Here is a 14,624-nt window from a genome sequence, read left to right as displayed (position 1 = left end):
CGCGGCCGTTTCGCGTCCGGCCGCCGGCGGTTCCACTGCGGCTGGTACTCCGCACCCGATGTACCCGGTAATACACGAAGTCGATCCTGGGCGTTTCCTCTTCCCCAGCCCGCTACGTAAGTCTACACTTACGGTTCGTGGGGACTTACCAAAGCGAGGCGCTCGACGCGCTCGGCGACCCGACCCGGCGCGCGATCTTCGAACGCCTGGGCCGGGGACCGTGCGCGGTCGGGGAACTGGCCGCGGAACTGCCCGTCAGCAGGCCCGCGGTCTCGCAACACCTCAAGGTCCTGGAGAAGGCCGGGCTGGTGACCTGCACCGCCGTCGGCACCCGCCGCGTCTACCGGCTCGACCCGCGCGGCATCGACGCGCTGCGCGCGTATTTCACCCACTTCTGGTCGACCGCCATGTCGGCCTACCGCGACCAGGTGCACCGGCAGACCCGTACCGGCACACCGGAAACCGAACAGGAGCAACCATGACCCAGCACACCGCCGACCCCGCCCGCGCCGCCGGATCCGATGGCAGCACCGTCCCCGCCGGATCCGGCGGCACCACCGCACCGGACGGCACCGCCGGATCCGACGGCACCGCCGTGCGCGTCGAACTCACCGTCGACGCGGACGCGGCCACCGCCTTCGACGTGTTCACCACCGGCATGGACACCTGGTGGCCGCGCGGCCACCACATCGGCGCCGGGCCACTGGCCGAGGTCGTCGTCGAACCCCGCGCCGGCGGGCGGCTCTACGGCCGCGAGGAGGACGGCACCGAATGCCCCTGGGGCCGGGTCCTGCTCTGGGACCGGCCCGCCCGCTTCGCCTTCAGCTGGGACATCTCCCTGACCTGGCAGTACCAGCCCGACCAGGCCCTCACCAGCCGCGTCGACGTCACCTTCACCCCCGTCGACGACGGCCACACCACCGTCACCCTCGTGCACTCCGGACTCGACCGCCACGGCGACGGCTGGGAAACCATGCGTGACTCCGTCGCCTCCCCCGGCGGCTGGCCCATGATCCACGACAACTACGCCCACGCCGCCGCCGCGGCCTGACTCCCGCACCGTCCCCGCGCATCCGGCTACCCCGGCCGGCCCGCGCAACCGGGCCGACCGCGACCCACCGCGCACCGGGCGTACCGGCGCGCGATCAAGCCACGGAAACCACTGTCCCGCACCATGTTCGGGCGGGACCGGGGCGTCACCTACAACCGGATGCCCAGCAGCGCGTCCACCGCGTCCGCGATCAGGGCCGGGGCCGACACGTCCGGGCCGCCGTAGGCCAGTGCCTGCCGGACCCAGGCATCCACGGCCGCAAGGGCTTTCGGGGTGTCCAGGTCGTCGGCCAGATGCTGCCGCAACCTTGCCACCGTGTCCTCGGCGGCCGGCGCCGACGACAGCGCGACCGCCTGCCGCCACCGGTCCAGCCGCGCCAGGGCGTCGTCGAGGACACTGTCGGTCCACTCCCGGTCCTGCCGGTAGTGTCCGGCGAACAACCCCAGCCGGATTGCCGACGGATCGGTGCCCCCGCGCCGCAACCGCGACACGAACACCAGATTGCCGCGCGACTTCGACATCTTCTCCCCCGCCAGGCCGATCAGCCCGGCGTGCACATAGTGCCGGGCGAACCGGCGATGCGCCACCAGCGCCTCCGCGTGTGCCGCGGAGAACTCGTGATGCGGGAAGATCAGATCCGAACCACCGCCCTGGATGTCGAACTCGGGCCCGATCCGGTTCAGCGCGATCGCCGCGCACTCGATGTGCCAGCCCGGCCGGCCCGCCCCGAACGGCGCCGGCCACGACGGCTCGTCCGGGCGCGCGGCCCGCCACAGCAACGCGTCCAGCCGGTCCCGCTTCCCCGGCCGGTCCGGATCGCCACCGCGCTCGGCGAACAACTTCTCCATCGTGGCCCGGTCGTACCCCGACTCGTACCCGAACTGCTCGGTGGCGTCGTGCCGGAAGTACACGTCCGGATACCGGGCGTCGTCGACCACGTACGCCGCGCCGCCGGCCAGCAGCTTGTCGACCAGTTCGACCACCTCGCCGACGGATTCGACCGCGCCGATGTAGTCCGCCGGCGGCAGCACCCGCAACGCCGACATGTCCTCCCGGAACAACTCCACCTCCGTGGCGCCCAGATCACGCCAGTCCACCCCGTCGCGGGCGGCGCGCTCGAACAGCGGATCGTCGACATCGGTGACGTTCTGCACGTAGTGCACGCGGTGCCCGCCGTCGCGCAGCACCCGGTTGACCAGATCGAAGGCGAGATAGGTGGCGGCGTGCCCGAGGTGGGTGGCGTCGTACGGCGTGATGCCGCACACGTACATGCCGGCGGTCGCCCCCGGGGTCACCGGGCGCACCTGCCGGTCGGCGGTGTCGAACAACCGCAACGGCGGTCCGGATCCGGGGACGGTCGGGACAGCGATTTCGGACCAGGACTGCATGAATCGAGGGTAAAGGTGTGATCGGCGCCCGTTACCGCCGCCCCCGCGACAACCCCGCCCCCGATCCGCCGCACCACCGGGTACGACCTGCGCCGACGGCGTCCCCCGCAAATGTCAACCCTTGCAATCCCAGCGGTGCGATCGCCGTGGCGTGGCGTGGCGGCCGGCACCGCTCAGAACGCCGGCCAGGGGATCGGCCGCGACGACCGCGGCAACGGCATCACCGGATCGGCCAGCAACCGGCGCGCACGCGCGGTCAGAGCCTCGATCTCCACATCGGTGATGTGCTCGGCCAGCGCATCACCCACCGCACCCGACAGCTCCGGCACCAGTGCGGCGACATCCTCGAGCAGACCGGCGTCGACCGGCGAACCGGCCCAGCCCCACAGCACCGTGCGCAGCTTCGGCTCCGCGTGCAGGCAGATACCGTGATCGACGCCGTACACGTGCCCGTCGGTGCTCTCCAGCGCGTGCCCGCCCTTGCGGTCGGCGTTGTTGATCAGCACGTCCAGCACCGCCATCCGGTGCAGTCGCGGATCGTCGGCGTGGACCAGCGACACCTCCGCGCCCGTGCCGTCCACCGCGCGCAGCACCTCCAGGAACCCGTCCGGTATCGCCCCGGCCGGCACCAGATCCACCAGATCCGGCCGCGGATCGCCCGCCCCGGCGACGGTGTCCGGGGAGTCGACCCAGCGCTGCACCATGCCCGGTCCGTACGGGCCGTCGCGCAGGATCGTCTCCGGGATCACCGGCCAGCCCAGCGCCTGCGACACCAGATACGACGCCACCTCCCGCCCGGCCAGGGTGCCGTCCGGGAAATCCCACAACGGGCGCTCGCCGCGCACCGGCTTGTACACCACCCGCGCCGTCGACTCGCCCGCCGTCGCGCGATACACCCGCGGCCGGGACCGGCGGTCGCGCACCACCCCGTCGACGGTGATCTCGCACACCAGCGTCAGATTGCTCGCGGTGGAGACCTGACCGAGCACGGACAGATCTCCGGTGTAGAAGGGATCGGCGGCCCTGTCACCGGTAGTGGCCGTGACTGCGTTCATGATCGTCGGGTCATTCTTCCTCGAGGTCGGTGGCGCCGAAGATGTCACCGCGCTTGTAGCCGTTGGTGCGGACGCACATGTGGCCCTTCGTCGACAGCGGCTCCCCGCACAACGGGCACGGTGGCCGGCCCGCCGCGATCACCCGCGTCGACCGCAACGCGAACTCCCGCGCCTGGATCGGGGTCAGGAACACCCGCACCGCGTCCGGGCCCTCCTCGGTGTCGTCGAGGACCACCGACTCGTCGACCTCGGTCTCGGTGATCGCCAGCAACTCCACCACGACCGCGCCGGCGTCGGCGTCCCAGCCCAGGCCCATCGTGCCGACCCGGAACTCCGCGTCGATCGGCATCTGCAGCGGTGCGGTGTCGCCGACATCGTCGGCCTGCGGCGGAACCTCCGCGCCGAACCTGCGCGCGACCTCGTCCAGGAGCAGGCCCATCCGGTCCGCGAGCACCTTCACCTGCTGCTTCTCCAGCAGCACACTCACCACCCGCGGCTCCTGCACGGCCTGTAGGTAGAACGAACGATCGCCAGGCTCACCGACTGTTCCGGCGACGAAACGATCGGGGGTGCGAAACACATGGATTGCTCGGGACATCTGCACCTCCTGAAACCGACTGCACTACGTCCACAACTCGAGACGTCCTATGAAGGAGAATCGGGGCGATCCGCATTCCCATTATCCGTATCAGGACCGGATTCGCTCGCGGCGTCACCGGTGGGGATTTCGCCGCCGGGAATCGGTGCGGCCGCCTGACCCGAATGTTGCTCCGGTTTTGCCGCCAGTGCGGACAGATCGGTGCCGGTGTCGTTTACCCGCCAGACCGACGGCCCGGTCGGGGCGTAACGGACCACGCTGATCGACGCCGGCTCCACCGCGAACCGCTGAAAACCGTCCAGATGGACCGCGAACGCGTCCGCGAGGATCGACTTGATCACGTCACCGTGCGTGCACGCCACCCACAACACGTCCCGACCGGCCTCGCCGGCGAATCGGCGATCCAGTTCCCGCACCGCGGCCACCGACCGGAACTGCACCGCCGCCAGGCCCTCCCCGCCCGGGAACACCGCCCCCGACGCGTGCTGCTGCACCACCCGCCACAACGGCTCACTCAGCAACTCCCGGATCGGCCGCCCGGACCACTGCCCGTAGTCGACCTCCAGCAACCGCTCCTCGGGCTCCGCCTCCAGACCGAGTTTGCCCGCCAGCGGCGCCACCGTCTGCACGCAGCGCTGCAACGGTGAATGCACGATGTGCTCGATCGGCAGCGCCGCCAGCCGGTCGGCGACCGCCTGCGCCTGATCGCGACCACGCTCGGTCAGATCGACGCCGGGGCTGCGGCCGGCCAGCGTGCCGGCGACGTTGGACGTCGACACCCCGTGCCGCAGCAGGATCACAGTCATGCCGCCCAGCCTAGGCGATCACCGGAGGTTCACCACCGTCGCCGATTCACCCCACGGTGAACGGCAATCCCACACCAGGCCAACGGCACTGACGCGTGCACAAGGCGAACCGGGCTGCCCCGTCGAGCGGTTCGGGACCGCGCCCCGCGCCGTGAGGGTGACCGGGCCCATGCCGGGCACACCGGGTGGTCGATGCCGAATGATCGGGAACGGTTGCGCCACAAAAACTTCCGGCGCATGCGGGGTCGCACCCGTCGCGGCTGTCGCCCCGGTGCTCGGGCGGCCGGCTCCGTGTGCCTGGACCGTCCAGGGCCCGCGCGCTCTACCGCCGGTTTCGTTTGCCCGGGCCGGCCCGGTGCCCGCGCTCTGCCGCCGGTACCGATGCGCCCGGTCCGGGCGGTGTCGCCGAGCGGTGAAACGCCGCACACGCTTTACGCTTCGGTACGTGACGGAAGTGCGGGCGTTGTGATGGAGCAGCGGGCGGTGGGGCGCAGCGGGCTGCGGGTGTCGCGGATCGGTCTGGCCACGCACACATGGGGCAAGGAGACCGCCGCCGACGCCGCGGCCGTGCAGCTGGTCGCCTTCGTCGAGGCCGGCGGCACCCTCGTCGACACCTCACCGGCCTACCACGGCGGCGCCGCACAGCGCATCCTCGGCGACCTCATGGGCCAGATCGTCGCCCGCGACGAACTGGTCCTCAGCGGCTGCGCCGGCCTGGTCCCCGTCCCGCCAGCCACCGACCCCGACGGCGTGCCGGTCACCGACAGCAGCTGGATCCCGTGGACCGTCGACGCGTCCCGGCGCACCCTCATGCGGCAACTCGACCACACCCTCACCGCCCTCGGCACCGACTACCTCGACATCTGGAGCGTCGCCGCCTGGGATCCGTACACCCCGCTCGAGGAGATCGCCGCCACCGTCGAATTCGCCGTCCGCTCCGGCCGGGTCCGCTACGCCGGGGTACGCGGCTTCACCGCCTGGCAGTTGGCCACCCTCGCCGCCGTCGCCCCCATCACCGCCGCCCAGACCCCCTACTCGCTGCTCGCGCGCGGCCCCGAACGCGACATCGTCCCCGCCGCCACGCACCACGGGGTCGGGCTGATCGCCGCCAGCCCGCTGGCCGGCGGCATCCTCACCGGCAAATACCGCGACGGGGTCCCCGCGGACTCCCGCGGCGCCGACGAGGCCACCGCCGCCGAGATCACCGACCGCCTCGACGAGAACGCCACCCGCGTCGTCGACGCCCTCGTCACCGCCGCCGACGGCCTGGGCACCTCACCACTGGCCGTCGCGCTCGCGTGGATCCGGGACCGGCCCGCCGTCGCCAGCATGATCGTCGGCGCCCGCGACATCGCTCAGCTGACCGGGATCCTCGCCGCGGAAACCCTCGAACTGCCGCGCGCGATCGCCGCAGCCCTCGACGACGTGAGCCGCCTCACCGTCACCCGGGTCTGAACCCGGCACCGGACACGACTTAGGCTCACCTCATGGACCTCGCGCGTACCCGGTTCCCCCGGATCCCGTTCACCATGCCCGGCCGGGAACCGTACGCACCGCTCGAGCGAGGACTGCCCGCAGCGCCGGGCCGACCGTCACCGGCACCGGAAGGTGGCCGATCACCGGCGGCGGTAGGTGGACGATCGCCCGCGGCACCCGGCGGACAATTACTCGTGCCCCTCGTTCGACAATCACCTGTACCGGTCCTTCGACGATCACCCGCACCTCTCATTGGACAATCACTCGCACCGCTCCGTCGACGATTGCCCGCGCCGCTCGACCGGCGATCACCAGTACCCCTCGGTCGGCATTTGCCTGCATCGCTCGGTGAACGTTCCCTCGCACCGCTCGGTCGACGACGCTCACTCGCACTCGCACGGATGGTGGTCGCGGCGCTCGGTGCCGTCCTCCTGGTCACAGGTGTCACGGCCTGCGGATCCGGCACCGGCACCGGCGGCACCGCAACCACCGTGCACGGACCGGCCACTGCCACCCTCACCGATCTCGACCCCACGCCGATCGGCCCCGCACCGCTTCCCGTGCTGCCGGCGACCGTGCACTCCTTCGACGGATCCACCGTCACCGTCACCGATGCCTCCCGCATCGTCGCCGTCGACCGCTACGGCACCCTCGCGCAGACCGTGTACGCGCTCGGCCTCGGCTCGCACCTGGTCGGCCGCTCCACCTCCGCCGCGTTCCCCGCCGTCCGCGACGTGCCCAACGTGGCCGGTGGCAGCGGCAGTATCAACGTGGAAGCCGTCGCCGCGCAACGCCCCACGGTGTTCCTCACCGACACCACCAGCGCCACCCCCGCCATGCGCGACCAGCTGAAAGCCCTCGGCATCACCGTCGTCTACGCCGACCCCAACCGGTCGATGGACACCGTCGGACCGCAGATCGAAGCCGTCGCCGCCGCCCTCGGCGTCCCCGCCGCCGGGCACGCGCTGGCCCAGCGCACCCACGACGAGATCGCCGCCGCCACCGCTGCCATCCCGAAACACGACCCACGCCCGAAGGTCGCATTCATCTACCTGCGTAGCACCGCCATCACCATGCTCGCCGGACCGGGTTCCGGCGCCGACGCCCTGGTCACCGCCCTCGACGGCACCGACGCCGGCACCGCCTCCGGACTGAAGGAACCGTTCACCCCCATCACCAGCGAAGCCATGATCGCCGCCGCCCCCGACATCCTCCTGGTCATGTCCGACGGTCTGGCCTCCGTCGGCGGCATCGACGGCCTGCTGAAGGTCCCCGGCATCGCCCAGACCCCCGCCGGCCGCGACCGCCGCGTCGTTGACATGTCCGATTCGGTGATCCTCAGCTTCGGCCCCAACACCGGCCGCGTCGTCGCCGCTCTCGGCAAAGCCCTCTACGGGGCGCCCGGCGCATGAGCGGACCCGGTACGGATCCAGGCCTTCCCGAAACCGGGCAACGATCCGGCGCCGACCATGACAGCTACCCGACCGCTACCCCGGCTCCGGAGGTCCCCGCCACCTGGCCGGGCGGCGAATCAGGCCACAGCGCGCGAGACCGGCGTGGACCCGGCGAAGCATCGGATCGGGGCGCGGACGAGCCGCACTGCGGCCATGGTGTGCCGAACCGGCGCAGCCCAGGCGTGGGAGCGCCGGACGCTGACCACCGGACCGTCGTGCCGGCCGATCGAGTCGCCGATCCGGCCGGCGGGTCGATCGGATCGGTGACTCGAGCCGCCGATCCGATCGACCTGCCTGCCGACCGGCCCTCCGAGCCTCCGGCGGACAGTTCGGCGAGCCGCACCCTCCCGGCGTTCGAAGCCGCTGCGGCAGCGGCCGTCGAGGCCACGGAAATCGTTGCCTCGGCGACCGGCCTCACGATCACCCGTCCGGAACCGGACCAGGCGACTCCCACTCCGGACCCGGCGACCGCGGCCCCGGACCTGGTGGATTCCGCTCCAGGCCACGGGGTCCGCGCACCCATCGCGACAGATCGCGGCGCCGCGGCGATCCCGGACGGCGGCGATCCAGCGCCCAACCACCGTAATGCGATCACGGCATCGAGTGCCTCCCCGCACTTGATGCCGAATCCCGCCGCTGCCGGGCCGCTCTCCCCGCGCCCGGCACGGCGCGGTACCGGGCGGCTCTCCGGCGGTCCGGTGGTGCTCGGCATCCTGGCCGCCGAGGAGCGCAACGGCGGCGGTACCGGGCCAGGTGGTGGCTCACCCTCCCCGGAACCGGCGTTGTCGAGCCCCGGCTCGGTCTCCGCAGAGCCGGCGTTGTCCACCGACAATCCGGTCTCCACAGCAACGGTGACCGGGATGTTCTCGGACGAACCGGTGCTCGGGGGCGGGACGCGCGCTGCCGGGCACGCCCCGCCCGCATCCCCGGTCACCGCCGGACCGGCCAGCGGCCGGCGGTGGTCGCGGGTCGCGATCGCGTTCGCGGTGGCCGTCGTCGCGCTGGTGGCGCTGGCGTTGTTCTCCGCGGCGGTCGGGCAGGTGCCGACCACGCCGCTGGAGGTCGCGGGCAGCGTCGCGCACCGGATCGGGCTGGACTGGGGGCCGATGCCGCATCACCCGGCCGGGGACGTGACGCTGTGGCAGGTGCGGTTCCCGCGCGTCGTCCTCGCGATCGTGGTCGGGGCCGCGCTGGCGACAGCGGGTGCCTTGTTGCAGGGCGTGTTCGCCAACCCGCTCGCCGAGCCCGGCGTGATCGGCGTGTCCTCCGGCGCGGCCGTCGGCGCGGGCATCGTCATCGTCACCGGTGGCGCGTTCGCCGCCGCTTGGTCGGTCGCCGCCGGCGCCTTCGTCGCGGGCCTGGGTACCACGCTGCTGGTCTATCTGCTGTCGCGGTCCGGGGGCCGCACCGAGACTGTCACCCTCGTACTGACCGGCGTCGCGGTCAACGCGTTCGCGGGTGGGCTGATGGCCTTCCTCATGTTCACCGCCTCCCCCGCCGCCCGGGATCAGATCGTGTTTTGGCAACTGGGCAGCCTCAACGGCGCCACTTGGCAATCGGTCACTGTCGTCGCGCCCCTGGCCGCCGCCGGGATCGCCGCCGCGCTCCTGCTCGCCCCACGCTTGGACCTGCTGGCCCTCGGCGAATCCGCCGCCCGCCACCTCGGCGTCAACGTGGAACGCTTGCGCCGCAACGTGATCGTCGTGGTCGCCGTCCTCGCCACCGCCGGAGTGTCGTTCACCGGCGTCATCCTGTTCGTCGGCCTGATCGTCCCGCACCTGGTCCGGATGCTCGTCGGCCCCGCCCATCGCGTCCTCATCCCGCTGTCCGCGCTGGTCGGCGCGATCGTCCTGCTCGCCGCCGACGTCGGCGCCCGTACCCTCGTCGCCAACGCCGATCTGCCCCTCGGCATGCTCACCTCCCTCGTCGGCGGCCCCTTCTTCTTCTGGCTGCTGCGCCGCACCCGCGCCCGCTCCGGAGGCTGGGCATGACCGGCCCCACTGTCGGTGACACCGATCCCGTCCCCGGCAACGCGGACGCACACCACGCCGACAGATCACCCGGCACGGCCGGACCCGCGCCGTCACCGGCAGCGGCTTCCCTGCCCCCGGTTGCGGCAGGCAAGCACACACAGCCGCCCGCGACCGTCGCGAGCCCGTTCGAGCTGGATCCGGCCGCAGCGGCCGACGAGTTCCAGCAGGTCGCCGCAGCCGACGAGTTCCAGGATGTGGCCCCGGCCGACGGGTTGGAGGATGTGGCCGCCTGCCCCGGCACGGCCGGGCACGACATGCCGGTCCGCGGCAACTCCGGACATCTCACGCAGGCATGGCGGCGGCTGCTGCGCCGGACGCACGAGGTCCCCGAACCCCCCGCACCCGGCACGGTCACCCTGCGGGCCCGCGCGGTGACCGTCACCCGCGGCGGCCGGCCGGTCCTGACCGCTGTCGACCTGGACGTGGTCGCCGGACAGATCCTCGCGTTGGTCGGTCCCAACGGTGCCGGGAAATCCACCCTGCTCGCCGCGCTGGCCGGTGAGCTGGCACCGGTCACCGGCACCGTCGAACTCGACGGCCGCCCGCTGACCGACTGGACCCACACCGACATGGCCCGCCGCCGCTCGGTGCTGCCGCAGAGCCACAGCGTCGGATTCCCGTTCACCGCCCGCGAAGTCGTCACCATGGGCCGCGCTCCCTGGGCCCGCACCCCCCGCCGGGACGGCGACGAGGCCGCGATCGCCGCCGCCATGGCCGCCACCGACGTCGAACACCTCGCCGCCCGCCCGTTCCCCGCCCTGTCCGGCGGCGAACGGGCCCGCGTCGCCCTCGCCCGCGTCCTGGCCCAGGACACCCACACGATGATGCTCGACGAACCCACCGCCGCACTGGATCTCGGCCACCAGGAACAGATCCTGCAACTGGCCCGCCGCCGCGCCCACGCCGGCGCCGCGGTCGTCGTGGTCCTGCACGACCTCGGCGTCGCCGCCGCCTACGCCGACCGCGTCGCCGTCCTCGCCGACGGCCGCCTCGTCGCCGCCGGTCCACCGCGCGAGGTCCTCACCACCGGCCTGCTCACCACCGTCTACCGCCACCCCATCGAAGTCCTCGACCACCCCGTCACCGGCACCCAACTCGTCCTGCCGGTCCGCCGCTGAACCGAATGCGCACGGTACGAAACAGCTTGTCCTCCAATATATTTCGTACCGGTAACAGTTCCTGCGAACGCACCGGCAGGCGACCTGCCGCCACGTGCGGTGCTGCCGGGCTCGACCCGCACCACACAGACACCCGGCATACACCGGCGAGCCGCGATCAGCGCCGCGATGGTCGGGGACCAGCGGACAGCAGGCCTGGCCGGCACCGTCGCGATCGATCCCGGGGTTGGACTCGCACCATCCGTCGACCTGAGGACCGCCCCGATACGTTAAGTTGATGCCGCCCGGGTTTTCCTGTGCGTCCCGCACATCGAAAGCCGACCGGGCGGTTCTACATTGTATCGACTGCTTCGCCCTTCATCGTTGACAAAGTATCCACGGTCGACGCAATGTTGACGGTGGTCGAGCACGCATGGAGAACTTCGAGTGGAAAAAGATCCCGGCACGAATTCCGAGCGCGAACTTCCGGCGACGCACTCGCGCGCCGGCGACTCTGCCCAGCACTCGGAAATCGATGGTCGCGATACCGGGTCGAATGCCGGGGTCGACCTGGACAACGTGCGGGGCGGTGACCTGCGAATACGTGATATCGGATTGTCCGGGCCGGGAACGGCAATCCGTGTGACGAAAAGCGAGTTCGGTGACATGGATATCTCCGCCGTGCGTGCGGGTGTCACACCGAAAACGATATCCTCGCCGACGTTGTCGAACGTTCGAGCCAAGGATATTACAATAATCGGCCAATGGCTGAGCTCGGCCGCCGCTCCGGGTGGCGAGGAGACAGCGGTTGTCCGTCACAACGTCACACGTCCACCGAATGATCTGATCGACCGGCAGGACGAGCGGCGGAGAATCATCGAAGCTTTGAAATCCGACTACAGTGTCATCTCGGTGCACGGCATGGGCGGAATGGGTAAATCCGCCCTTGTCAACAGTATCGCGTGGCAACTGGTGGAAAGTCATCGGTACGGTCCGGCCGACGGTAACGCCGAGCATAATGATATGCCGGAATTCGATGTGATCATCTGGTGTGATCAGTCGACCAGTCGGATGAGTTTGGAAGGCCTCCTCGACACCATCTCCCTGGTGTTGGAGGATACGCACGCCCCCACGCTGCCGAAGTTGCGCAAAAGCGAGCAAGTGGTGCGCAATCTGAACCGGGAGCGTTGTCTGCTCATCATCGACGACTTCGATGATTCCGGTGACATGGAGCTGAGGTCTTTCATTGCGAGAATCGGCCCCAGGTCGAAGGTTGTGGTCACGTCCCGGACGGTCTACGATAAAGACTCTCTGTTTGTCGAAGTTTCGGCCCTGGACGAGCATTCCAGCAGTGAACTGGTGGAAAAGGAGAGCAGTCGGCTCGGGATAGCCGAGCGTGTGAACAACGAGAACCGGGTCCTCGCCGAATTCATCCAGGCCACCGGAGGGAATCCGCTGGCCATACGGCTGACGATCGGCCAGCTACGCTACAGCAGCGGTGGATTGAAGCGGGTGATAGAGCGCCTGCGCGCCGGGGACGACCCCGATCTGTTCGCGCCGATTTTCGAGCATGCTTGGGAGGAGATACTCGCGGACAAGCGGGGATACGATCTGATCGTCGCAGCCCTGGAACGTCATCCGTCCACGGTGTCGACAGACTCGTTGGCGGCGTGCCTGCACATGACCGAATATCAGCTGCGCAAGGCAGTCGAACGACTCGTCGATTCCTCGCTTATCGAGTCTGTGCACGTCGGCGAAATGTACTCTCGCAGACTGCGTTTGCACCCGCTGATGCGAGCTTATGTCGCACAGCGGACCCACGGTAGTTCCGCGACCGCGGAACTGGACGACGCGCTGATCGATTTCTACCTCGGCTTCGCCACCGCCAACTCGGAATTCTACAAATCGGCGGAACACTCCAGTATTCTGGATCTGGATTATCGGAACATACTGCACTTCGCTTCCCTCGCCGCGACAAAGAGGAGAAGCTCCGATGCCGTCGGATTCGCCAACGCGATGTCCGGGTTCCTGTGGAGCCGCGGGTACTGGCTCGATCTGTTACACCTCTGCGAAAACGCCGTACGGGCTGCTGAGGAGATGCGGAACCCGGCCGAGCAGGCCAGGCAGTACGCCATCATGGGACGAGTACGGTTACGCCGAGGACACGTATCCGAAGCCCGAAGAATGCTCGAGCTCAGCGATATCTATCTTCCCGGCGATGCCGATGACGACGACCGGCGCGAAACGAACCGGCTGCGGGGGGATATCGCTTTCGAAATAGGCGATCTCGGCACCGCCCGGGAGTACTTCGAAAAGGTACTGGATGCCGCCGTCTCGGTGGGTGACGACTGGGACCGAGCGCTGACCCTGGTCGAACTCGGTACCTGCCTGTACCAGAGCGGCGAGTTCGACGATGCGGAAGAACGCTTCAGGGAAGCGGAACGCAAGAACGAAGAGATGAATGCGAAGGAAGGTCTCGCGGTAACTCTCAGCCACTTGGCGGATGCGCTGTACGAACGTAGTGCAGCGGAAGCCGAGCAGGAAAAGGCTTCCTCGTCGGCCGAACAGGCGAGGGAATATTGGCTACTGGGCCTGAACCTCGCTCGGCTCGTCGGCAGTCCGATGGTGGAAGCGCAATGTCTGCTCGGGCTGTCCAAGATGTTTGTGATGGACTCGAATTATCGCGATGCCGGAATCTACGCAGAATCGGCACTCCGGATCTTCACCCGGCTCGGCGTGAAGGAAGAAATCGAAGCGAAACTGATCATCGACAATCTCGCGGACCTGCGGCCCGACCCGGAACTACAGACGATATCGGCCGTGATGCGCAGGTGCAGGGCGATAATCCTGGACTTCGACGACACCGTCGCCGCCACCACCCACACCCGATGGCCCGTCATGAGGCAGGCCGCTGCCGATTTCGGCCGCGCCGTGGACGACGACAGCATTCGGCGGGAATGGGGCAGGCCGTTCGATGAGATGATGTCCGCACTGATCGACTTCCGTGACGAGGAAGAGCGAGCAGATTTTATCAGCCGATATGCACGCCTCATGCAGGATGCGAAACCAGCACCTGCCAGAGGTGCGGTGTCGCTGATTGCACGACTTCGCTTCGAGGGATGCAGCCAGATAATTGTTAGCTCGGGTAAACAGTCACTGATCGAACAGGATCTGCGGCAACTCGGTATCGCAGATTTCTTCGACGAGATCTACAGTGCGGACAACACGACGGTACACAAACCCGACCCCGAGGTTCTGCGAGACGCACTGAAATATCTGGTGTTCGACAAAAAGATACCGAAGAGCGAGATAGTCTACATCGGCGACAGCTACCGGGATCTCCGTGTCGCGCAGGGAAATGGCATATGTTTCATCGCGGTCCTCAGCGGCTCGGAAACCGCCGACGACTTCCTCAGTCGCGGCCAGCCCGAGGCGTTGATCGTGCCGCACTTGTCGATGTTGAGCATGTGGATTCGATCCGCCGAGTAGCCGGATCACTGTGCGGCCGCCGGACCGAAGTGCACCACTGATCGATCTGCTCGGCTATCGGCAGCAGACGATCACGGCGGTGATCGGAGTCGGCGATAATTCTGCCTGAGACAACCGTGATCCGGTACGAGGCCACCCGCACGCCAGCGGCGCCCGCAACGGGAGTGGCCACTCGTG

General features: G+C 69.3%; 11 protein-coding genes. 7 read left to right on the top strand and 4 right to left on the bottom strand.

All coding sequences use genetic code 11. The features are described from left to right. The first annotated feature begins 137 nt into the window (after positions 1-137). Together NRB56_RS17335 and NRB56_RS17330 are read left to right on the top strand one after the other, a co-directional pair. Positions 138-482: an ArsR/SmtB family transcription factor gene (locus tag NRB56_RS17335; RefSeq protein ID WP_319943112.1), complete on the top strand. Its 345-nt coding sequence runs from the start codon at positions 138-140 to the stop codon at positions 480-482. After that, the gene (locus NRB56_RS17330; protein ID WP_153343430.1) at positions 479-1,051 is read left to right on the top strand and encodes an SRPBCC family protein; all 573 of its coding nucleotides are present in this window, start codon (positions 479-481) and stop codon (positions 1,049-1,051) included. Before NRB56_RS17335 ends, NRB56_RS17330 begins: the two co-directional genes overlap by 4 nt. Positions 1,052-1,200: 149 nt before the next feature. Here NRB56_RS17330 and mshC read toward each other — a convergent pair whose 3' ends face one another. The 4 genes from mshC to NRB56_RS17310 all read right to left on the bottom strand — a co-directional run bounded on the left by mshC (position 1,201) and on the right by NRB56_RS17310 (position 4,898). Continuing rightward, positions 1,201-2,439, bottom strand: coding sequence for a cysteine--1-D-myo-inosityl 2-amino-2-deoxy-alpha-D-glucopyranoside ligase (mshC, locus tag NRB56_RS17325; protein ID WP_153343428.1), 1,239 nt, complete (start codon positions 2,437-2,439; stop codon positions 1,201-1,203). 173 nt (positions 2,440-2,612) lie between these two features. Beyond that, positions 2,613-3,494 carry an SCO1664 family protein gene (locus NRB56_RS17320; RefSeq protein ID WP_153343426.1) on the bottom strand — a complete coding sequence of 294 codons (882 nt, stop codon included), beginning with the start codon at positions 3,492-3,494 and terminating at the stop codon, positions 2,613-2,615. A gap of 10 nt (positions 3,495-3,504) precedes the next feature. After that, positions 3,505-4,092, bottom strand: a complete 588-nt coding sequence (locus NRB56_RS17315) for a DUF3090 domain-containing protein (RefSeq protein ID WP_153343424.1) — start codon at positions 4,090-4,092, stop codon at positions 3,505-3,507. A gap of 47 nt (positions 4,093-4,139) precedes the next feature. Then, positions 4,140-4,898 carry a histidine phosphatase family protein gene (locus NRB56_RS17310; RefSeq protein ID WP_153343422.1) on the bottom strand — a complete coding sequence of 253 codons (759 nt, stop codon included), beginning with the start codon at positions 4,896-4,898 and terminating at the stop codon, positions 4,140-4,142. A 468-nt stretch (positions 4,899-5,366) separates the two neighbouring features. Here NRB56_RS17310 and NRB56_RS17305 point away from each other — a divergent pair, with 468 nt between their 5' ends. From NRB56_RS17305 to NRB56_RS17285, 5 genes are all read left to right on the top strand, one after another. Next, positions 5,367-6,353: an aldo/keto reductase gene (locus NRB56_RS17305; protein ID WP_153343789.1), complete on the top strand. Its 987-nt coding sequence runs from the start codon at positions 5,367-5,369 to the stop codon at positions 6,351-6,353. 422 nt (positions 6,354-6,775) lie between these two features. Next, positions 6,776-7,786, top strand: coding sequence for a heme/hemin ABC transporter substrate-binding protein (locus NRB56_RS17300; protein WP_153343420.1), 1,011 nt, complete (start codon positions 6,776-6,778; stop codon positions 7,784-7,786). A 902-nt stretch (positions 7,787-8,688) separates the two neighbouring features. Continuing rightward, entirely contained in the window at positions 8,689-9,819 is a 1,131-nt protein-coding gene (locus tag NRB56_RS17295; protein WP_153343787.1) for a FecCD family ABC transporter permease, read from the top strand. A 296-nt stretch (positions 9,820-10,115) separates the two neighbouring features. Then, positions 10,116-10,979, top strand: coding sequence for a heme ABC transporter ATP-binding protein (locus tag NRB56_RS17290; protein ID WP_153343785.1), 864 nt, complete (start codon positions 10,116-10,118; stop codon positions 10,977-10,979). A 426-nt stretch (positions 10,980-11,405) separates the two neighbouring features. Continuing rightward, entirely contained in the window at positions 11,406-14,447 is a 3,042-nt protein-coding gene (locus tag NRB56_RS17285; protein ID WP_153343418.1) for an HAD hydrolase-like protein, read from the top strand. Positions 14,448-14,624 lie beyond the last annotated feature (177 nt).

The organism is Nocardia aurantia (assembly GCF_009604425.1).
Classification (GTDB): domain Bacteria; phylum Actinomycetota; class Actinomycetes; order Mycobacteriales; family Mycobacteriaceae; genus Nocardia; species Nocardia aurantia.
This window is presented reverse-complemented; position numbering and strand designations above follow the sequence as displayed.